This window comes from Geobacter metallireducens GS-15 (assembly GCF_000012925.1).
GTDB classification, from domain to species: domain Bacteria; phylum Desulfobacterota; class Desulfuromonadia; order Geobacterales; family Geobacteraceae; genus Geobacter; species Geobacter metallireducens.
In genome coordinates this window covers 856713-876510 of the sequence record NC_007517.1, presented here as the reverse complement: position 1 = coordinate 876510, position 19798 = coordinate 856713, and the positions used below count along the sequence as shown (strand labels likewise).

The window sequence follows — 19798 nt, the reverse complement described above, 5'->3', positions numbered from 1 at the left end:
CCACCATGGCACAGCAATTCAAGGACTATTTTTCCGAGAAATCGGACGTCTATCGTTCCTACCGCCCCGGCTACCCCACCGAGCTCTTCGCCTGGCTGGCGGGACTGCCGGCGCGGCGCGACGCGGCCCTGGACTGCGGCTGCGGCACCGGCCAGGCATCGGTAGCCCTGGCGGAACACTTCGCCCGGGTCTACGCCGTCGACCCCAGTGCCGGGCAGATCAAGAGCGCCACCCCCCACAAGCGGGTGGAGTACCGGGTGGCACCGGCGGAAGAAACCGGCCTCCCCGACGCCAGCGTCGACCTGGTGATCGCTGCCCAGGCCCTCCACTGGTTCGACTTCAGCCGCTTCTACGCCGAGGTGCGCCGGGTAGCCCGGGGAGGTGCTGTCTTTGCCGCCTTCACCTATGGGCTCCTTGCCATCGATGATGAGATCGACCGGATCATAGGCCGCTTCTACCGCGACGTCATAGGCCCCTACTGGCCCCCCGAGCGGGCCCACGTGGACGCCGGCTACCGGACCCTCCCCTTCCCTTTTGCCGAGATCGAGACCCCAACCTTTGCCATGAAGGCGGAATGGGACCTGGGGCACCTGATGGGCTACTTCGAGACATGGTCTGCGGTGAAGGAATACCGGCGGCTGAGGGGGGATGATCCGTTGGAGCTCGTGGCAGGGGACCTGGCAACAGCCTGGGGGGACCCGGCGCTTGTCAGGCAGGTCTCGTGGCCCCTGGTTCTCCGGGCGGGGAGGATAGAATAAAAAAGTTTTAGTTCTCCCCCTTCTTCCGGAGAACCACCCGGCGCCCCTTGGCAATGCGCCGCTCCTTCCCCTTCCGTTCCTGCCGGGCAGCCACGTCGTCGCGTGCTGCGGCCGCCTCATCCTCTTTCCTGAGCTTCAGATAACTGGCGTAGCGCCCCTGGTCGATCTCTCCGCCGGCCAGGGCATCGCGCACCGCGCACCCGGGCTCGTGGGCGTGGCTGCAGTCGTGGAACCGGCACTGCTTGGCCAGTTCGGCGATCTCGGGAAAGGAGGCGTCGAGCCCCTCCCCCGCCTGCCAGAGGCCGAATTCGCGCATGCCGGGGGTGTCGATGACGATGGCGCCGCAGGGGAGGAGGATCATCTGCCGGTGGGTGGTGGTGTGGCGCCCCTTGGCGTCCCGCTCCCGCACCGCGCCGGTGGCCATGACCTCTTCCCCGGCGAGGCGGTTGACGAGGGTCGACTTCCCCACCCCGGACGAACCGACGAAGCAGGCAGTCACCCCCGACGCCAGGACTTCCCTCACCGCTGATACCCCTTCTCCGGCCAGAGAGCTGACAGGCACCACCCGCACGCCAGGGCCAAGGGCCGCCGCCTCCGCAACCCGCTCCGCCGCGTCGGGACAGAGATCGGCCTTGCTGAGAATGACCACCGGCTCCGCGCCGCTCTCCCGGGCCGCCACCAGATACCGTTCGAGACGCCTCGGGTTGTAGTTGCCGTCGAGCCCCATGACGATGAAGACCAGATCCACGTTGGCGGCAATGGGCTGCACCTCGCCCCCGCCACCCGCGCCCCGGCGGGCAAGGAGGGTCCGGCGCGGCAGGATGTCGTGGATCGTCACTTCCGACCCGCCGTTCACCGGTTCAATGACGACCCAATCGCCGACCATGGGGCGGTCAAGGCGGTCCGCAGCCCCCTTGCGGAGTCGGGGGGCAAGCTGCGCCGGGAACTCCCCCGCGGCGGCCCTCAGCCGATACTCCCCCCGAAGCTCGGCCGTCACCCGCGCCACGGTGCCGGGATCCGCCCCCCCCTCGGGGCCCGTTTCCGCAAACCAGTCGCTCCATCCCAACACTTTCAACTCATCCATGAAAAACCTCGCCCTCCGAATAGTCGCACGACGGCATTGTACGCAATGTGGAGGGAAACGCAACCGACGGATGGTGCTCCAGGAAGAGAACCAAAGGGAAAAATCGCTGGCAGGGTGTGCCGGAATGGCAGGGCGTGGGGTATCAGGCGGCTACGCTCCGGATGGAGCCATCCTGGCGGTTGGCGCGACAGTGGTCAAAGACATGGAGGTGGTTGGGTTCTCCCCTGAAGGGGGGAATCTCGTCCCAGGTCCGTCCGTCCAGAAGCCCTCCGCTCCCGGTGTAGAGGAAGGGTATGCCGCGTTCCTCTGCCTGATCGCGGAGATCCCGCGCCCAGTCGGCATGGTGTGGAACGTCGCCATCCCCGGCCCCCCCGCAGACCACCCAGTCGATGGCGCCGAACCCGGCAAGGCAGAGGCTGTTCACCTGCCGCAGGTTCAGTCCTCCCCGAAGGGGCTCGGCAAGGATGCCGACCATGGGCCACCGGACCCCGTCGGCCACCCAGCAGTTCTTGAGGGCAATAGTGGCGGGGACGCGGAGATCCGCCTCCTCCTGGTCCCGTATCCGGACCAGGAACCAGAGGTTGTTGAGGGTATCGTCCTCCTCCAGGAGGCGATAGGGGGAATCTGGCGAGGTGGCGTAGAGCCTCTGGAAAGAATGCTCGGGGTAATCGGTGACGGTGATGAAGAGATGCTGGGGAGACGAGGCCACGACCGAAAGCATGGCGTCCAGTTGCTCCACCGGAAGGGAAGGATGGAAGGGGTCGCCACCCACGCTCCAGACCTTTCCCTCCTTCTCGCCAAAGGGACGCCAGAGAATCTCGCGGTCCACCGTATCCCGCCGGACGAGCACCTCCCAGGCGTCATCCCAGAAAATCCCTTGCCTCAGCCGATTGAACATCTCAACCCTGCCTGACTCTTACCCCATTGATAGTTGAGGCGCACGATGCGATCCGGCCCATAGTTCATGTATCGGCGTGCTGGAGCGAGACTTGAGAATTACCGTAAATGTTTCACGCGGATCCGTTGATTTTTCGTCGAGGTGATTTAAAATACTGTAGCGCTGTCCCGCAGATGGTTCGAGATACTCAGACACAGCACAAGGAGAGGCGTTGGAAGACATAAGGTGCCATGGGCAGAAAAGTCCGGACGAACCTGCGCGGAGCGGTGCAATGAGCCGAGGACGCGTCATTTTCTCCCACGGCAAAGAGAGCGGCCCCTGGGGAACCAAGATCTCGGCCCTGGCCACCGTGGCACGGACGCAGGGTTTTGCCGTCGAGAGCATCGACTACACCGACCTCGCCGATCCCGATGCCCGGGTCGGCAGGCTCGTGGAGCGGTGCGCCGGCGAAACGGGCACCCTTGTCCTCGTCGGTTCCAGCATGGGGGGCTATGTGGCAACGGTGGCCTCACAGACCGTCAATCCGACGGGGCTCTTTCTCATGGCTCCGGCCGTCTACCTTCCCGACTACGCCGAACCGGACCCCACCCCATCGGGGAAAACCTACGTCGTTCATGGCATGCACGATGAGGTCATCCCCATGGAGAATGCCGTCCGCTTCGCCCGGCGCCACCGCGCACGGCTCTTTCTGGTGGATGGCGACCACGCCCTTGTCGAACAACTCCCCTTCATCGAAGAGCTCTTCGGTTTGTTTCTGGAAAACGTGAACTCCTAGGGACAGGAATAGGTCACATCGACATAGTTGGGTATACAGCGCTTGCCACTTTTCCTGATGGCCACCAGATGATAGGGCTGGCTCAGTGACTGGGCCGTGAAGCACCCCCTGCCCGGCGTTCTCCGGATGATGGTAAGCCAGATGGCATCCATACCCTCCTGCGCCTCCTTGACCTCGATGCCGTACCCCCCGGTCGGCCGGACCATGTCCACCACGGCAATCACGTCATTACGCGAAAAATCGACGGAAGGAAGCGGCGGCGGGGGTGTCACGTTCCGGTGGAGCGAGTTCCAGAACGCTGTAAATCCCCCCTGGTCGGAAATGACACGGATCTGGGGCCAGACGAGCTGGGTATCGGTTCCGGGCTCGGAGTAAGCGCCGCCGACCCCCTTGGCGACCGTCTCGACGGGCACCTTGATGGCGGCGGGAGGCGGCTGTACCGGGATGGCGGTGGCGCAACCGGCAAGGGAGATGACGGTGAGAACCAGGAGCAGAGACGTGCGAATGGAGTTCATAGGTGGACCATCCTGTTCGTGTGAATTTCAATCCGGTTGTCGCAAGGGACTCTATCGTCCGAACACTTCCCGGAAGAAGCGCTTCATCTCCTCCCACGAATCCCTGTCGGCGGCGGCGTCATAGGCGAGAGGGAGGCCGAATTTCCGGGCATAGACATCGGCGTCGGGGTTCGTGAAGGCGTGTTTCGCGCCCGGGTAGGAGAAGAACCGGAAGGCGGCGCCTGCCCTGGTCATTTCAGCGGTAAAGGCCCCCACCTGTTCGGGGGGCACAAGGGTGTCGGCCCCGCCATTGAAAACCGTCACCTTTGCCTTGACGGTTCCCGGCCCGGCCGGTTTTGCCGTGGCGAGGTTCCCGTGGAAGCTGGCCACCCCCTTGAGGTCAAGGCCCTGGCGGGCCATGTTCAGCACCACGGCCCCGCCGAAGCAGTAACCGATGGCGCCGATGCGGACGGCATCGACGGTGGGCTGTTTCTTGAGAAACTCCATCGCCGCCCGGAAGCGGGCAGCCATGAGGTCCATGTTCTTCATTACCGCAGAGGAAAACGCGCCGGCATCGTCGGGATGGGTGGCTTCTTTCCCCCCGCCGTACATATCGACCGCCAGGGCCGTATACCCCAGCTCCGCCAGCATCCGCGCCCGCTTGCGGGCGTAGTCGTTGAGCCCCCACCACTCGTGCACCACAAGGACACCCGGACGTTTTCCCTTCACCGTATCGTTCCAGGCGAGATACCCCTTCATGGTCACCTCGCCGTCGCGGTACTCGACCACCTTCCCCTGCACCGCGGCATCCGCCGTCGACACGCCCAGGAAGCCGCCGGCCAGTGCGACCGCCACCCAGACAAATTTTCTGATTCCGCCCATGCCGCACCTCCTCTCCCGCCGCCCGAAGGCGGTTCCAACGTCTGCGGTAACTTTACCAGATTACGGAGAAATTTCCCGCATGGCGTCGTATGCGCCTCCGGCTCCTTGATTATCGGGGAGTCTGCATTACCCTTTTCCTTGTTGCCTTGAGTCCAGGAGGAGGTTCCCATGACCATCAGTGAAAAAATCGCAACCCTCTTTCCCGCATCGGAGGATATCCCGCCCCAACACCGGCTCCCGGCCCCGGTGGAACTGCGGACCTACCTCGTGGCAGGGGAACTTCGCCACTGGGAGGGTGCATCCCAGGAAGTCTTCTCCCCGGTCTGCGTCAGGACCCCGGACGGACCCGAGCGGGTCAGGATCGGGAGCTTTCCCCTCATGGGGGGGGACGACGCCATGGCGGCCCTGGACACGGCAGTGGCCACCTATGACAACGGCAGGGGTGAATGGCCCACCATGACCGTTGCCGACCGCATCGGCCACGTGCAACGGTTCGCGGCCAGGATGAAGGAACGGCGGAGCGAGGTGGTCCGGCTCCTCATGTGGGAGATCGGCAAGACCGAAAAGGACGCCGCCAAGGAGTTCGACCGGACCATCACCTACATCGACGACACCATCGATGCCCTCAAGGACTTGGACCGGGTCTCCTCCCGCTTCGTGATCCACGAGGGGATCATCGGGCAGATCCGCCGGGCACCCCTCGGCGTGGCCCTCTGCATGGGGCCCTACAACTACCCCCTCAACGAAACCTTCACCACCCTCATTCCGGCCCTCATCATGGGGAATACGGTGCTCCTGAAGCCACCGCGCCACGGGGTCCTCCTCTTCGCACCGCTGCTCGAAGCCTTCCGGGACTCCTTCCCCCCCGGCGTGGTGAATACCCTCTTCGGGGCCGGCCGCACCGTCACCCCGCCGCTCATGGCGTCGGGAAAGGTGGACGTCCTCGCCTTCATCGGCACGAGCCCCGCGGCCAACGCGCTCCACAAGGAGCACCCCAAGCCCCACCGGCTCCGGACGGTCCTGGGGCTCGAGGCCAAGAACCCGGCCATCGTCCTCCCCGACGCCGACCTGAACCTGGCGGTGGAGGAGTGCATCGCCGGAAGCCTCTCCTTCAACGGCCAGCGCTGCACCGCCCTCAAGATCATCTTCGTCCACGAATCGGTGGCCGACCACTTCCTGAATCTCTTCTCCCGAGCCCTCGCCGCCCTCGGCTGCGGGATGCCGTGGGAGCCGGGCGTGATGATCACCCCCCTTCCCGAACCGGGAAAGGCGGTCTATCTCTCAGAGCTGCTGGAAGACGCCCGGAGCCACGGCGCCCGGATCGTCAATGACGGGGGAGGCTCCGTGAACTGCTCCTTCTTCTCCCCGGCCGTGGTCTATCCGGTGACCCCGGCCATGCGCCTCTACGCCGAGGAGCAGTTCGGCCCCATCGTGCCGGTGGTTCCCTTCACCGACGTCAGCACCCCCATCCGCGCCATCGAGGAGTCGGACTACGGCCAGCAGGTGAGCATCTTCGGCCGCGATCCCCAGACCCTGGCGAACCTCGTGGACCACCTGGTGAACCAGGTCTCCCGCGTGAACATCAACAGCCAATGCCAGCGGGGCCCCGACATCTTCCCCTTCACCGGGCGGAAGGACTCGGCTGTGGGGACCCTGTCGGTCTCGGACGCTCTGCGCTCCTTCTCCATCCGGACCCTGGTGGCGGCCAAGGAAATAGATCTGAACAAGGAGATCATTGCCGATATCGTCCGGGAGCACCGCTCCAACTTCCTCTCCACGGACTTCATCCTCTGAGTGTGGCTTTACTTCGGCGACTCTTCGTCATATACTCTGTCGCACCTATCAATTTTATCGGGAGAGAACCGTGCTCCGCACCTTCCTCGAAAAACTGGGCGCCGTCACCATCTTCATCTTCCGGGAAATGGGCCGGATGCTGATCTTTCTCGTCATGGCCCTCGTGAACATCATCATCCGGCCCGGCAGGCCCTTCCATATTTTCAAACAGATCCACTTCATCGGCACCAAATCCCTCTTCGTCATAACCCTCACCGCCTCGTTCACCGGTATGGTCCTGGGGCTCCAGGGGTACTACACCCTGGCCAAGTTCGGCTCCGAGGGGATGCTCGGCTCGGCGGTGGCCCTCTCCCTCATCCGCGAGTTGGGGCCGGTCCTCACGGCCCTCATGGTGGTGGGGCGTGCCGGCAGCGCCATAACCGCCGAAATCGGGATCATGAAGATAACCGAACAGATCGACGCGATGAAGACCATGGCGCTGGAACCGTTCAAGTACCTGATCTCGCCGAAGATCGTCGGGGCGCTGGTGGCCGTGCCGCTTCTGTGCGCCATCTTCGACGTGGTCGGCATCTACGGCGGGTACCTGGTGGGGGTCAAACTCCTGGGGGTTAACCCCGGCGCCTATTTCCACGAGATGGAGCGGAGCGTGGAGTGGAAGGACGTCTGGTCCGGGTTCGTCAAATCCATCTCCTTCGGCGGCATCCTCGCCTGGGTCTGCTGCTACAAGGGATACCACGCCAGCCACGGCGCCGAGGGGGTGTCGCGGGCCACCACCGAGGCGGTGGTCATGTCGTCGGTCTTGGTGCTGGTGTGGGACTACTTCCTCACGTCGGTGATGCTGTAATTTATGATCAAACTCGTTGACATCCACAAGTCATTCGACTCCCAGACAGTGCTGGACGGCCTTTCCCTGGAAATACCCGAGGGGAAGATCACGGCGGTGATCGGCCCCAGCGGCGAAGGGAAGAGCGTGCTCCTGAAGCACATGATTGGCCTCATGAAGCCCGACCGGGGCCAAGTCCACGTGGACGGGGAAAACATCACCGCCATGCGCCGGTTCGAGATGAACCGGGTCTGGGAGAAGTTCGGGATGCTCTTCCAGAACGCGGCCCTCTTCGACTCCATGACAGTCTTCGAGAACGTGGCGTTCCCCCTGGAGGAGAAGACCCGGTTCTCCCGGGCCGAGATTCGCGACCGGGTCCACAACGCCTTGGAGAACGTGGGGCTCAGGGGGATCGACAAAAAGTACCCCGACGAGCTGTCAGGGGGGATGAAGAAACGGGTGGGGCTTGCCCGGGCGCTGTTGCTGAACCCGCGGATCATCCTCTTCGACGAGCCGACCACGGGGCTTGACCCGATCATCTGCCGGGCCATCCACCAGCTCATCAGGGATACCCACGAACGGTACGGCTACACGGCGGTGATCGTCTCCCACGAGATTCCCGAGATCTTCGACATCTCGGACCAGGTGGCCATGCTCTACCGGGGACGGATCACCGAGATGGGGACGCCGGAGGAGATCCGGCGCTCGGAGCACCCGGTGGTGCGGCAGTTCATCAGCGGCAGTCTCGAAGGACCCATCAAGTTCATCTGACACAGGCAGGGGATTGTTATGAAGAAAGTCACTCTCGAACTCATTGTCGGCATTTTCGTGGCCATCGGCATCCTCTGCCTCGGGTGGCTCTCGGTGAAGCTGGGCAAGATGGAGCTGGTCGGCGGGGACCACTACGAGGTCTACGCCGAATTCGACTCCGTGTCGGGACTCAAGGAGGGGGCAGCGGTGGAGATTGCCGGGGTGGAGGTCGGCCGGGTCGACAGGATCGCTCTCGATCCGAAGTTCAATGACCGGGCACGGGTCTCCATGCGGATCGCCAACGGGGTAAAGCTCCAGGACGATGTCATCGCCTCGGTACGCACCAGCGGCATCATCGGCGACAAATTCATCCTGCTGAAGCCCGGCGGCTCCGATAACTTTCTGGCCGACAACGGCAGGATCAGGGAGACCGAATCGGCAGTTGATCTGGAGGAACTGCTGAGCAAGTACATCCACGGCAAGGTGGAGTGACTGAGCCGCATTCCAGGAGGGAAGGAAATGAGAACACTTCGCGCAGTGGCACTGGCATGTCTGACGGCACTCCCGCTATCCGGGGCGCTGGCCGCCGAACCGGCAACGGCACCGAAAACCCTCAGCCTTGACGAATGCATCCGGGGCGCCATAGCCACGGCGCCGGAGCTGGGCGAATCCCAGGCAGACATCGAGCTGGCCCAGTCCAGGCTTGAGGAGGCCAAGGGGTACCGATTCCCGCAGATCGAAATGAAGGCCCTCTTCGGGCCGGTCCCCGAAGCCCGGGGTAACCAGGTCTGGTCGCCGGACGGGTCCAACGACACCGATTCCATCACCTGGTTCGCCCGGGCCGACGCCACCCTGGTCCAGCCCCTCTACACCTTCGGCAAGATCAGCGAAAACATGAAGGCGGCCACCCACGGCATCGAGGTGGACCGGGCCAAGAAGGACCAGCGACGCAACGAGGTGGCGCTCCAGACCAAGGAGTACTACTACGGCGTTCTCCTGGCCCGGGAAATGAGGGAAGTGGTCCTGGAGGTGCGGGAGAACCTGGACAAGGCCCGCAAGAAGGCCCAGGAGCTTCTGGAAAAGTCTTCCCCCAACGTGGAGGAGCTGGACATCTACAAGCTCGACGCCTTTAACGGCGAGGTGGGGAAATACCTGGCCGAGGCCGACAAGGGGGAAACCCTGGCCCTCTCGGCGCTCCGGAGCCGCGTCGGCCTCCCCCCGGAGGCCCGGATCGACATTGCCACCGAGCGACTCGTGCCCGACGAGGGAACCGCCGGCGATCTTCCGGCTTACATCGACGAGGCCCGGGCAAAGCGCCCCGAGTTCAAGCAGCTCAAGGAAGGGCTCCAGGCCCGGGAAGCACTCGTGGAGGCGGCCAAGGCGGCCTACTACCCCGACATCTTCCTGGCGGGGCTCCTGTCCGGCGCCTATTCCCCCGAGCGGAGCCGCATCGACAACCCCTTCATTACCGACGAGTTCAACCACTTCTGGACGGGAATCGCCCTCGGGGCCAGGTGGAAGCTCGATTTCGGCATCACCGGCTCCAAGGTGGCCGGCGAGCGGGCCCAGTACAACCGGCTCCTCTCCACTAAGGTTTACGCCGACACCAACATCCCCCTCCAGGTGAAAAAGGCGTGGCTGGAGCTGAAGGAGGCGGAGAAGAGCATCGACGCCACCCGGGACGCATACAGCAATGCCAAGAAGTGGATCGTCTCCGCCATGGCCAACTTCGACTTCGGCGTCGGCCCGGCCAAGGAACTCTTCGACGGGCTCCAGAACTACGCCCGGATGCGGGCCGGCTACTTCCAGTCCATTTACAACCAGAAGATGTCCCGGGCCAACCTGGACTACGCCGTCGGCGCCATGCCGCTGGAGAAATAACCCCGGAGGAACATTGTCATGAAATGGTTTGCCCTGCCGATTCTCTTCATCACCCTCGCCCTTGGCGGGCCGGTCTTCGCCCAAGGAAGCCCCACCCAGACCGTCAAGAAGACCGTGGATGAGGTGGTTCGGATCGTCTCCGACAAGGAGATGAAGAAACCCCAGAACGAGAAGAAGCGCCGCCAGGAGCTGAAAAAGGCCATCGGTGCCGTCTTTGACTACGGCGAGATGGCCCAGCGTGCCATGGCGCGCAACTGGCGGGACCGAAGCGCCGCCGAGAAGAAGGAATTCGTCTCCCTCTTCGAGACGCTCCTGGAAAACTCCTACGCTGACAAGATCGAATCCTACAACCAGGAGAAGATCGTCTACCTCAACGAAAGGATCGAGGGGGAGTACGCCGAGGTGAGGTCCAAGGTGGTCACCGCCAAGCGCGACGAATACTCCCTCGACTACCGCCTCATGAACAAGGGTGGACGGTGGATGGCTTACGACGTGGTCATCGAGGGAGTGAGCCTCGTATCCAACTACCGGGGCCAGTTCAACAAGATCATCACCAACGAGGGGTACCCCGCCCTCCTGAAAAAGCTCAGGTCCAAGCGTGCGGAGATCAAGGCGCCGTAGCCGACCGCCATCGATCGATCACAAGAAAAGGGCTGCTTCCCGCGGGGAGCAGCCTTTTTTGTGCGCATTTCCCGCATGGGAATCTGTTAAACAATTCGACAATTACTGTAAACTTTTTTGAATGGGATAAAGTCGCCCCACGGACTGCTTGCGTCATGGGGCACGTGCTGCCTATTCTATAGCTATCTGCTGTAGGACAGTGTCCATACCATCAGAACAAGCACACCACCCTCCTCGCAACGTGGCCACTTCAGGTTGAACCCTTCCCCACCCATTGTCCGTACCTGTCGAAAAACATTACATCTGCCAATTCCAATTTAATTAAGTTCAAACATAACAATAAGTTATAAAACGACACAGTTATTGCAACTACTGAGTCAGATCGGCCAACAAAACGTTCAGATTCATTCGGGAGGGAATGAGATGGCAAAGAGGATTCGCTCGGGGTTCGGGGCTGGCGCGGCTGCTTTGCTTATCCTGCTGTGCCAGAGCGCTCAGGTTTTCGGATACGCTGAATACTACACGTATGGAGATTATAATCCTACGTCCTCGTCGAATCCGGGTTACTACAGGGAATACAACGATTCTGCCGCGCGCGTCTCTTTCAGCCGGCCGGTGGGAGACATGCTTTCAATTGGAGACAATAAATCGTATGCCACATCCTCCGGGTATGCCGATGCCGGAAAGCTTCGCATGGGGATTTCGGCTTCGGCGGTTTCAAGGCCCCAGAATAATTATTTTACGTCCTCATACATAGCTACCACCGCGACAAACAGAGCCACAATCCTGCCGGGGACCTCAGGGCTTTCGGCGGGGGACACTACCCGCCTCCAGTTAACAATGAAGCTGGACGGGACGCTGGGAGCTGATGCGCGATCCTATCCGGGCAAAGGATGGGCCCATGCCGAGTTCGACGCCGGGTTTGCCATCAGTGACTCCAGCGTCACCATATGCGGACCGGGTGAAGTAGGATGCTGGTCGCCCCAACTGGCCTTTTTCGGCGCCTCCGGGGAGGCCGAAGCCTATGATGTCTATGGGCCCGGTTGGGGCTATAATTACTCCAACCACTGGAGCGAGTCCTGGAGTTACGGAAGCAACATCACCCCGGAAACCTCCCATGATCTTGCCGGGGGAACCAAGGAACAGGGCGTAGGCATGTACTACGACTGGGGACGCAGTTTCGACACCGGCTACCTGACGCTCGTCTTCGAGGCCATCGTAGGGCACACGCTGGATATCGAGTCGTACCTGGAGGCCTATGTCGACGCCAACAACGATGCGGAATCATTTGCCGATTTCGACAAAACCTTGGCTTTCGGCCTGACGCCCACGAATGGAGTGGTATTGGGGTGGGAGATCGGAAATCCGGTACCCCCAGCAGAAAATGCGGTACCCCCCGGTCCTGAAGCAGTTCCCGAGCCAAGCTCGATGCTTCTGGTGGGTGCCGGGCTCGTTTCCCTGCTCGGGCTGCATCGGGTGAGGGCACGAAAGGAACAATAACAACGAGGAATTGCCCTCGGATTCTTAACAGGAGAACATTCCGGGGACGCTGCCGGCCAGTTTACCGGCCCGCCTTTCTTCTGGGCCGACAGCGTCCCGTAATGCCGCCCAAGAGCGCAAGAATCAAAGCGCCGCAGGAAGAGTGCAAAGCCTCACGTCCCGCAGCAGTTCAACGAACTTTTCTTCGGGCAGCGGGCGGTGGAAGAGGAACCCCTGCATCTCGTGGCAGCCGAGATCCAGAAGCAAGTCCCGCTGTTCGCGGGTTTCAACACCTTCCGCCACAACATCGAGGTTGAGTTTGTTTGCCATGGCGACAATGGCTTCCACGATGGACCGGTCGTCGGGATCGTCGCAGATATCCATGACGAACGAGCGGTCGATCTTGATGTGATCGATGGGAAAGTTCTTGAGATACGCCAGGGAAGAATACCCCGTACCGAAGTCGTCGACCACGATCCTCAGATCCAGTTCCTTGAGTTTGTAGAGGGCGCTCACCGTGGCTCCGGCATCTTTCATGAGGCTGGTTTCCGTAAGCTCGAACTGAAGCGCGCGGGCATCGACGCCGGTTTCCTTCAGAACTTCATCGACCAACGCAGTGAAGTTGCGCTGCTCAAACTGCCGCCCCGAGATGTTGACCGACAGCTTGACGGGCGGGAGTCCGGCATCGCGCCACTCCTTCATCTTCTCGCAGGCTTTCCGCAACACCCACTCGCCCAGGGGAATGATCAGGCCCGAGCTTTCCGCAAGGGGGATAAAGGTTCCCGGCATGACCCTCCCCTGTGCAGGATGCTGCCAGCGGACAAGGGCTTCGGCCCCCACCAGGCAGTCTCCGCCAACATTGATGATGGGCTGGAACTCCAGGAAAAACTCATCCCGCTCCAGGGCCTGCCGGAGACTCATCTCCAGTTCCATCCGTTCATGGGCCTTGCGGTTCATTTCCGGCGAATGGAAATGGTAGCCGTTGCGCCCCGCTTCCTTGGCTGCGTACATGGCCATGTCGGCGCATCGCAGGAGCGTCTCTGCGTCGCGCCCGTCATCGGGAAAGATGGAAATACCGATGCTTGCGGAAGTGTAAACGACACGGCTGCCGATCTCGTAGGGAGGCGAAATCCTCTCCAGAAGGTGCTGGGCGAGGTGTGCGGCATTGCGTTCTTCGCCAGCGTAGGAAATCAGCACCATGAACTCATCGCCCCCCAGCCGGGCAAGGGTGTCCTTGCGGCGGATGCCTTCCCTCAGCCGTTGCGAAACCATGGTGAGGAGCAGGTCCCCCTGGGCGTGTCCCAGGTTGTCATTGATGACCTTGAAGCCGTCGAGATCGATGAAGAAAAGGGCAAACTTGCCGTTATCGCGGATGGCCCCGGCAAGGGCCTGTTCCAACCGGTCGAGGAAGAGGGTTCGATTCGGTAACGCCGTCAGGGTGTCGTAGTAGGCAAGTCTCTGGATCTGTTCGTCCGACTTCTTCCGCTCCGTGGTATCCTCGAACAAGGTCGCAAACAGACCGCTATCCGGATAAAACACCGACACATCAAAAAAGAGGTTTTTCTCCGGCAGGGGCAATTCGAACATCAGCGCCTCGCCGCTCTCTGCTCCGCGAACTATCTCGGCAAAACGGGCCATAAGCGCACCGCTGAAAAACTCTTCGCCCCCCATGCCGATAATCGCCGATTTCTCCATGCCGAGGATCGACGCGAACGAAGGGTTTACGTCGACCACCTCGAAGCCGACGGAATTGCCCTCCATGTCGGAGATGATCCGGTGCAGCGCCATCCCCTCCTTCATCGAATCGTAGAGGGAACGATATTTCGCTTCGCTCTCCGCCAGGGACTGGTGAGCCTGGTTGACGGCCCGCAAGGGGATTGTGCGGAGCATGACGAAACCGAGCCCTCCCACCAGCAGCGCGCAGGCGGCCACCAGGGCCGTTTCGAGCAGCAGGGGGCCGAGGGAACGGGAAATTTCCAGCTGAGCTACCGCGTGACCGGCGTCATAGATGGCATAGCGCCGCGACACCACCGGCGGACGCAAATGGTCCGCACTCGCCACGATGGTTTTCCCCTGGAGATCCAGAACCCGCCGCACCTCGGGGATATCCCGCCGGCTGCGGCGCTCCAACAGCTCCATGAGCCGGACCTCTTCATACCGCCACATCTCGGGATTTGCCGTTACCAGGCGGGTGACGGCCCGAGAGTTGACTTCGGCCTGGGTATCGAGGCTGCCAAGCAGATACTGGTAGGAAACCAGAAAATAGCCGGCAGGGACCAGAACCGCCACGGTAATGGTTATGGCCCCCGCAAAGAGAGTGGTGAGACGGGCTATGGATCTGTAGAGTGTTGTCACAGGCCCTTTTTACCGCCCCACGGGAACGAGAACCCCTGCCTTACCGGCGATGGCCCGGCCCTGAGGCGAGTAGATGAAATCGATGAATTTGAGGGTGGCGGGCGGAGTATGCTTCGTGGTGATGAAGCGGATATCCTTGGCAAGGGGATACGTCCCGTTGGCCAGGGTCTTCACGGAGGGCTTGATTCCGTTCAGGGCGAGAACATTCAGAGGGGCCTTCTCCACCAGGATCGACGACAGGGCGGCGGTACCCAGGGAGCCGGGAGTCTTTGCGACCGCTTCATCGGATTCGGGATCCGTCACCGCGACAATCATGCCGGGATGGGAGTGGGCCGCCTTCATCGCCTTGCCCATGGCAGGGGAGAGCCCCGCAAGGATCGTGGTGTCGATATCGGCATCGGGCCGCAGCACCAGCCGGATCGGCTCGCCATTGGGCCAGGTTCTCACCTTTCCGGAATAGATATCCTCCAGTTCCTTCGTGGTGATATCCCTTTTGGATACCTGCTTCCCTGTCACGACGACCAGAGGCATTTTGCCGTATTCCCGGGAAATGCCTCCCTGCGCCGCCTCTTCCGACTTGAGCACCTTGCTGCTGACAACCATATCCAGCCCCCCTGCAAGAAGGGCCTTTACGGCCCCGGAACTCCCCAGGGGCTTTTCCATTTCGATGCGGACTCCGGGGTGGGCCTTGAGATACGCCTTGATCAGCGGCCTCATTACGTACAGGGCACTGCCGGAACCATTCACCCGGATGGTTTCGGCCCCGGCGGCTTCCACTCGGCACGGCCCCGTCAGCAGCGCAAAAAACATCAATGCGGCAACCAGTGACAACGCTGGACCAATCGAATGCCTCATCAAAGACCCTCCTCAGGCTGATTGCGGTATAGCCACTCTGTCGGTCATGACGATTACAGCGTATCCATGGCAATGCCATGGCCAAAGCGACAAAACATGCTGTTTAATAACATTTTTCTATTCGCTTTTCAGCGTAAAAGTGAGGAACTGCTCTGCCACTATTCATTTTTTTGATTTCATGGGGTCTCCCCCTTTCTGAGGACTTGAACGACGAGGCTAACCGACAGGGATTTGCTATCGCTATCCACACCTGTTATCTTGCCAATCACCACTGCTGCGGATATTATTTTTAACTCTAACGAAACGTTACGGAGACCATAGATGACAAAAAAGTCCACCAAGACCTCCGTTGCGGGGAAAAAGCCCCCCACCCCCGCCCCTTCAGCTCCCGAACCTGAGCGGAAAAGTGATGAAACGCATTTCCCCATCGTCGCCATCGGGGCGTCCGCCGGGGGGCTGGAGGCCCTGACACAGTTCCTTGAGCACGTCCCCCAGAACAGCGGCCTGGCCTTTGTGGTGATCCAGCATCTCGACCCGGACCATATCGCGCTCCTGCCCGAACTGCTGCAGCGGGTCACCAGCATGAAGGTAACGGCGGTCAAGGACCGGAGTCGAGTCAGGCCTGACTCCGTCTACGTCATCCCCCCCAATCGCGACATGTCGATCCTCCACGGGGTGCTGCACCTGTTCGAGGCCTCCGAACCCCGGGGCCAGCGCCTCCCCATCGACCACTTCTTCCGCTCCCTTGCCGAAGACTGCAAGGAGCGGAGCATCGGCGTAATCCTTTCCGGCATGGGATCGGACGGCACCTTAGGGCTGAGGGCCATCAAGGAGAAGGGGGGGCTCACCCTGGTGCAGGACCCCGACTCGGCCAAGTTCAGCGGCATGCCCAACAGCGCCATCAGTTTCGGTCTTGCTGACATAGTTGCCCGGGCCGAGAATATCCCCGGGAAAATCATGGACTTTCTCCAGCACACCCCCGCACCTTCGCAGCAGAAGACGAAACTGGAGGACAAGGAGCTGAGTGCCCTCGACAAGATCGTCATCCTGCTCCGGAGCGAGACGGGGAACGATTTCTCCCTTTACAAGAAGAGTACCCTCTACCGCCGGATAGAGCGGCGAATGGGGATTCACCAGATAGATTCCATCGCCGGCTACGTGCGCTACATCCAGGCGAATCACCAGGAACTGGAACTGCTCTTCAAGGAGTTCCTCATTGGCGTGACCAGTTTTTTCAGGGACCCTGCCGCGTGGGAAAACCTAAAAAACGAGGTAATTCCGGATTTGCTGGCCAGCCACCCGGAGGGGGGGGTACTGCGGGCATGGTCGGCCGGGTGCTCCACCGGCGAAGAGGCCTATTCCCTGGCCATCATCTTCAGGGAAGTCCTGGAGCAGGTCAAACCCAAGGCCCATTTCAGCCTGCAAGTCTTTGCCACCGATCTCGACCGGGACGCCATAGACAAGGCCCGGCTGGGGCTCTTTCTCCCCAACATTGCCAGTGATGTTTCCGCCGAGCGGCTGAACCGTTATTTCGTCAAGGATGAAGACGGGTACCGGATCAAGAAGGAAATCCGTGAAATGGTCACGTTCGCCACCCAGAACGTTATCACCGATCCCCCCTTCACCAAGCTCGACATTCTCATCTGCCGCAATCTGCTGATCTATCTGGACGTTGAAATGCAAAAGAAACTCCTCCCCCTCTTCCACTACGTTCTCAACCCGGGAGGGGTGCTGTTTCTCGGCAGTGCCGAGACCCTCGGCGCCAGTGCCGAGCTTTTCACGGCCGTCAATGCCAAATTGAGGCTTTTCAGACGGGACAACGGCGTCAGCCGGGCGAGTCTGGCGTCGTTCCCCTCAACGTTCCCCCTTGCGACAGCCTCCCACAAGGAGCTCTCGCCCGTGAAACCCGAGATCAACTTCCAGGTCCTGGCCGACCGAATCCTGCTGCAAAAGCACTCCCCCCCCGCTGTTCTCGTGAACGAGGAAGGGGACATCGTCTACATCAGCGCCCGGATCGGTAAATATCTCGAGCCGCCGGTGGGGAAAGCGAACATTAACGTTTTCGCCATGGCCCGGGAGGGGTTACGCCCCGAACTGCTCGCCGCATTCCACAAGGCAATGCGGCAGAATGCGCCGGTTATCACGCGGAACATCCGGATCAGCGGCAACGGGCATCCCCAAACCCTCGACCTTATTGTCCAGAAGATGGAAGAGCCGGAACTGCAGGGGATGGCCATGATCATTTTCAAGGATCTGGAGCCCTGTCAGGAATCTCCGGTCAAGAAACGCGGCGTCAAGTCATCGGATGCCGTAACCGCCCGGATTGGCGAACTGGAACTGGAACTGCAGCAGACCCAGGAGAAGCTCCGGATTACCCTTGAGGAATTGCAGACCACGCGGGAGGAGATGCAAACCTCACAGGAAGAGTTGAAAGCCTCGAATGAGGAGTTACAATCTATAAACGAGGAGTTGCAGTCCACCAACGAAGAGCTGACCACCTCCAAGGAGGAGATGCAGTCCATGAACGAGGAACTGCAGACGGTGAACTCCGAGCAGCAGGCCAAGGTGGATGAACTGTCGCACCTGAACGACGACATGCGGAACTTCCTCAACAGCACCGAGGTGGCCACCATCTTCCTGGACAGCAAGCTGAACATCCGCCGCTTCGCCAACGCCTCCAGCAAGCTGTTCAAGCTGATCCCAAGCGATGTGGGGCGCCCCCTCACCGACATCGTCAACGATCTCAGCTACCCTGAACTGACCGACGATGCCGAGGCAGTGCTCCGGACGCTGGTCTATTCGGAAAAGCAGGTGACCACCAACGACGGACGTTGGTTCTCGGTTCGGATCATGCCGTACCGCACGGTGAGTGATGTGATCGACGGGGTGGTAATCACCATGACCGACATCACGCCATTCAAGAAGCTGGAAGAGGAACTCAGGGATGAGGTCAAAAAACTGCTGCAGGGGCGGAAAGAAGAATGATGCCCCACCTGGCGCGCCGCAGGACGTAACGCTCCGCCGCGGCGCGGAGAGACGCCTCATGGAGCTTCCCCTTCAAAGCGTTGTCCCCAGGACGGAGGGGGACGCTTTAACACTCCTCCATGAGTTGCAGGTCCACCAGATCGAACTGGAAATGCAGAATGAGGAGCTGCACCGGTCACAGGATGAGTTGCGAAGTTCCCGGGACCGTTATTCGCTCCTCTATGATTTTGCCCCGGTGGGCTATTTCACCCTCTCCCGCAACGGAACGATCCTCTCCGCCAACCTGGCCGGGGCGACCCTGCTGAATACGGAACGCTCCCGGCTTATCAGGCAGAATTTTGGCCGTTTTCTCGACAAAATCAATTCCGCGCGCTTCAAGGAATTGCTGGACAAGGTGTTTTCCGGCAATAACACGCACACGTTCGAGCTGCTCATGTCGAAGGGGCTGCAACAGCCGCTCTTCGTGCAGATAGAGGGGACCACTGTCGTCCCTGGTGACGAGTGCCTTATGGCGGTGATCGATATCACCCCCAGGAAACAGGCGGAGGATAACCTCCTCCGGGCCAGGGAGGAGTTGGAGCAGCGCGTTTTGGAACGGACCGTGGAACTGGCCCGATCCATTGACCGGGAAAAGGAGGAAATGACCGGGCGGCTGCAGGCGGTGGAAGAGCTCCGGAACAAGGAACTGCTGCTGGTTCACCAGGGGAGGATGGCCGCCATGGGGGAGATGCTCGCCAATATCGCCCACCAATGGCGGCAATCGTTGAATGTCATGGGGCTATTGATTCAGCAACTAGGGTTGTTCAGCGAATCCGACTGCCTTGACAAGCAGTTGGTCAGCGTTAACGTTGCGAAGGCGATGGAAATCCTCAAACACCTGTCCCAAACCATCGATGATTTCCGGGCCTTTTCCGAACCGGACCGGGAAAAGATCCCGTTCAGGATAAACCAGGTCATCAAAAAAACACTGGAACTCGTTGGCGAACTCTTCACGCAGCAAGGCATTTCAATCCAGTCCGATTTTGTCCAGGATTCGCAGGTGGCGGGATTCCCCAATGAATTCAGCCAGGCGCTGCTCAATCTCCTGTTAAACGCACGGGATGCGCTCGTTGCCGATAAATGGATAAAAGTGAGTTCCCGGCCGGAGAACGGCAGGGCTGTTGTCACGATCACCGACAACGGCGGCGGGATCGATGAGAACATTATCGACAAGGTTTTCGATCCCTATTTCACCACCAAGAAACTCGGCAAGGGAAGCGGCATCGGACTTTTCATGTCAAAAAACATCATTGAACGAAACATGGGAGGCCACTTGACCGTTCGCAACATCAAAGAATGCGCCGAATTCAGGATCGAGGTCTGAC

General features: G+C 60.9%; 17 protein-coding genes. 11 read left to right on the top strand and 6 right to left on the bottom strand.

Annotated features, from left to right (window positions below):
- The first annotated feature begins 5 nt into the window (after positions 1-5).
- Positions 6-758, top strand: coding sequence for a class I SAM-dependent methyltransferase (locus GMET_RS03980; protein ID WP_004513540.1), 753 nt, complete (start codon positions 6-8; stop codon positions 756-758).
- A gap of 7 nt (positions 759-765) precedes the next feature.
- Here the strand turns inward: GMET_RS03980 and rsgA are convergent, their stop codons facing one another.
- Complete coding sequence (rsgA, locus tag GMET_RS03975) at positions 766-1842, bottom strand: ribosome small subunit-dependent GTPase A (RefSeq protein WP_004513539.1); 1077 nt, start codon at positions 1840-1842, stop codon at positions 766-768.
- A gap of 142 nt (positions 1843-1984) precedes the next feature.
- A complete protein-coding gene (locus GMET_RS03970; RefSeq protein WP_004513538.1) occupies positions 1985-2740 on the bottom strand; it encodes a DUF5131 family protein in 756 nt (251 codons plus the stop codon).
- A gap of 271 nt (positions 2741-3011) precedes the next feature.
- Between GMET_RS03970 and GMET_RS03965 the strand changes: the two genes are divergently transcribed.
- Positions 3012-3515 carry a YqiA/YcfP family alpha/beta fold hydrolase gene (locus GMET_RS03965; RefSeq protein WP_004513537.1) on the top strand — a complete coding sequence of 168 codons (504 nt, stop codon included), beginning with the start codon at positions 3012-3014 and terminating at the stop codon, positions 3513-3515.
- On the opposite strand, the gene GMET_RS03960 is transcribed toward GMET_RS03965, so the two are convergent.
- Both GMET_RS03960 and GMET_RS03955 read right to left on the bottom strand, forming a co-directional pair.
- Entirely contained in the window at positions 3512-4030 is a 519-nt protein-coding gene (locus tag GMET_RS03960; RefSeq protein ID WP_004513536.1) for a protease complex subunit PrcB family protein, read from the bottom strand. The genes GMET_RS03965 and GMET_RS03960 overlap by 4 nt on opposite strands.
- Positions 4031-4081: 51 nt before the next feature.
- Positions 4082-4891, bottom strand: coding sequence for a dienelactone hydrolase family protein (locus GMET_RS03955; protein WP_004513535.1), 810 nt, complete (start codon positions 4889-4891; stop codon positions 4082-4084).
- 168 nt (positions 4892-5059) lie between these two features.
- Between GMET_RS03955 and GMET_RS03950 the strand changes: the two genes are divergently transcribed.
- The 7 genes from GMET_RS03950 (at position 5060) to GMET_RS03920 (ending at position 12260) form a co-directional block, all read left to right on the top strand.
- Complete coding sequence (locus tag GMET_RS03950) at positions 5060-6685, top strand: NADP-dependent glyceraldehyde-3-phosphate dehydrogenase (RefSeq protein ID WP_004513534.1); 1626 nt, start codon at positions 5060-5062, stop codon at positions 6683-6685.
- A 70-nt stretch (positions 6686-6755) separates the two neighbouring features.
- Positions 6756-7529 carry an MlaE family ABC transporter permease gene (locus GMET_RS03945; RefSeq protein ID WP_004513533.1) on the top strand — a complete coding sequence of 258 codons (774 nt, stop codon included), beginning with the start codon at positions 6756-6758 and terminating at the stop codon, positions 7527-7529.
- 3 nt (positions 7530-7532) lie between these two features.
- A complete protein-coding gene (locus GMET_RS03940; protein WP_004513532.1) occupies positions 7533-8279 on the top strand; it encodes an ABC transporter ATP-binding protein in 747 nt (248 codons plus the stop codon).
- A gap of 18 nt (positions 8280-8297) precedes the next feature.
- On the top strand, positions 8298-8750 hold the full coding sequence (gene mlaD / locus GMET_RS03935) for an outer membrane lipid asymmetry maintenance protein MlaD (RefSeq protein ID WP_004513531.1): 453 nt from the start codon (positions 8298-8300) through the stop codon (positions 8748-8750).
- A 27-nt stretch (positions 8751-8777) separates the two neighbouring features.
- Positions 8778-10139 carry a TolC family protein gene (locus GMET_RS03930; protein WP_004513530.1) on the top strand — a complete coding sequence of 454 codons (1362 nt, stop codon included), beginning with the start codon at positions 8778-8780 and terminating at the stop codon, positions 10137-10139.
- Between the two features lie 18 nt (positions 10140-10157).
- Positions 10158-10760, top strand: coding sequence for an MlaC/ttg2D family ABC transporter substrate-binding protein (locus GMET_RS03925; RefSeq protein WP_004513529.1), 603 nt, complete (start codon positions 10158-10160; stop codon positions 10758-10760).
- Between the two features lie 624 nt (positions 10761-11384).
- Positions 11385-12260, top strand: coding sequence for a PEP-CTERM sorting domain-containing protein (locus GMET_RS03920; protein WP_238378972.1), 876 nt, complete (start codon positions 11385-11387; stop codon positions 12258-12260).
- 123 nt (positions 12261-12383) lie between these two features.
- Here the strand turns inward: GMET_RS03920 and GMET_RS03915 are convergent, their stop codons facing one another.
- Both GMET_RS03915 and GMET_RS03910 read right to left on the bottom strand, forming a co-directional pair.
- A complete protein-coding gene (locus GMET_RS03915) occupies positions 12384-14594 on the bottom strand; it encodes a putative bifunctional diguanylate cyclase/phosphodiesterase (RefSeq protein WP_004513527.1) in 2211 nt (736 codons plus the stop codon).
- A 9-nt stretch (positions 14595-14603) separates the two neighbouring features.
- Positions 14604-15449 (bottom strand): PstS family phosphate ABC transporter substrate-binding protein, encoded by an 846-nt coding sequence (locus GMET_RS03910; RefSeq protein ID WP_004513526.1) that lies wholly within the window; start codon positions 15447-15449, stop codon positions 14604-14606.
- Between the two features lie 321 nt (positions 15450-15770).
- On the opposite strand from GMET_RS03910, the gene GMET_RS03905 reads away from it, so the two are divergent.
- Positions 15771-18434, top strand: a complete 2664-nt coding sequence (locus GMET_RS03905) for a chemotaxis protein CheB (RefSeq protein WP_011365723.1) — start codon at positions 15771-15773, stop codon at positions 18432-18434.
- Entirely contained in the window at positions 18394-19797 is a 1404-nt protein-coding gene (locus GMET_RS03900) for a PAS domain-containing sensor histidine kinase (protein WP_238378971.1), read from the top strand. The genes GMET_RS03905 and GMET_RS03900 overlap by 41 nt, the downstream gene beginning before the upstream one ends.
- The last annotated feature ends 1 nt before the right edge of the window (position 19798 follow it).

Excerpts from the sequence above, each read along its gene's own strand:
- GMET_RS03980 (WP_004513540.1), top strand. The coding sequence starts at position 6 with ATGGCACAGCAATTCAAGGACTATTTTTCCGAGAAATCGGACGTCTAT.
- rsgA (WP_004513539.1), bottom strand. The coding sequence starts at position 1,842 with ATGGATGAGTTGAAAGTGTTGGGATGGAGCGACTGGTTTGCGGAAACG.
- GMET_RS03970 (WP_004513538.1), bottom strand. The coding sequence starts at position 2,740 with ATGTTCAATCGGCTGAGGCAAGGGATTTTCTGGGATGACGCCTGGGAG.
- GMET_RS03965 (WP_004513537.1), top strand. The coding sequence starts at position 3,012 with ATGAGCCGAGGACGCGTCATTTTCTCCCACGGCAAAGAGAGCGGCCCC.
- GMET_RS03960 (WP_004513536.1), bottom strand. The coding sequence starts at position 4,030 with ATGAACTCCATTCGCACGTCTCTGCTCCTGGTTCTCACCGTCATCTCC.
- GMET_RS03955 (WP_004513535.1), bottom strand. The coding sequence starts at position 4,891 with ATGGGCGGAATCAGAAAATTTGTCTGGGTGGCGGTCGCACTGGCCGGC.
- GMET_RS03950 (WP_004513534.1), top strand. The coding sequence starts at position 5,060 with ATGACCATCAGTGAAAAAATCGCAACCCTCTTTCCCGCATCGGAGGAT.
- GMET_RS03940 (WP_004513532.1), top strand. The coding sequence starts at position 7,533 with ATGATCAAACTCGTTGACATCCACAAGTCATTCGACTCCCAGACAGTG.
- mlaD (WP_004513531.1), top strand. The coding sequence starts at position 8,298 with ATGAAGAAAGTCACTCTCGAACTCATTGTCGGCATTTTCGTGGCCATC.
- GMET_RS03930 (WP_004513530.1), top strand. The coding sequence starts at position 8,778 with ATGAGAACACTTCGCGCAGTGGCACTGGCATGTCTGACGGCACTCCCG.
- GMET_RS03925 (WP_004513529.1), top strand. The coding sequence starts at position 10,158 with ATGAAATGGTTTGCCCTGCCGATTCTCTTCATCACCCTCGCCCTTGGC.
- GMET_RS03920 (WP_238378972.1), top strand. The coding sequence starts at position 11,385 with ATGCTTTCAATTGGAGACAATAAATCGTATGCCACATCCTCCGGGTAT.
- GMET_RS03910 (WP_004513526.1), bottom strand. The coding sequence starts at position 15,449 with ATGAGGCATTCGATTGGTCCAGCGTTGTCACTGGTTGCCGCATTGATG.
- GMET_RS03905 (WP_011365723.1), top strand. The coding sequence starts at position 15,771 with ATGACAAAAAAGTCCACCAAGACCTCCGTTGCGGGGAAAAAGCCCCCC.
- GMET_RS03900 (WP_238378971.1), top strand. The coding sequence starts at position 18,394 with ATGAGGTCAAAAAACTGCTGCAGGGGCGGAAAGAAGAATGATGCCCCA.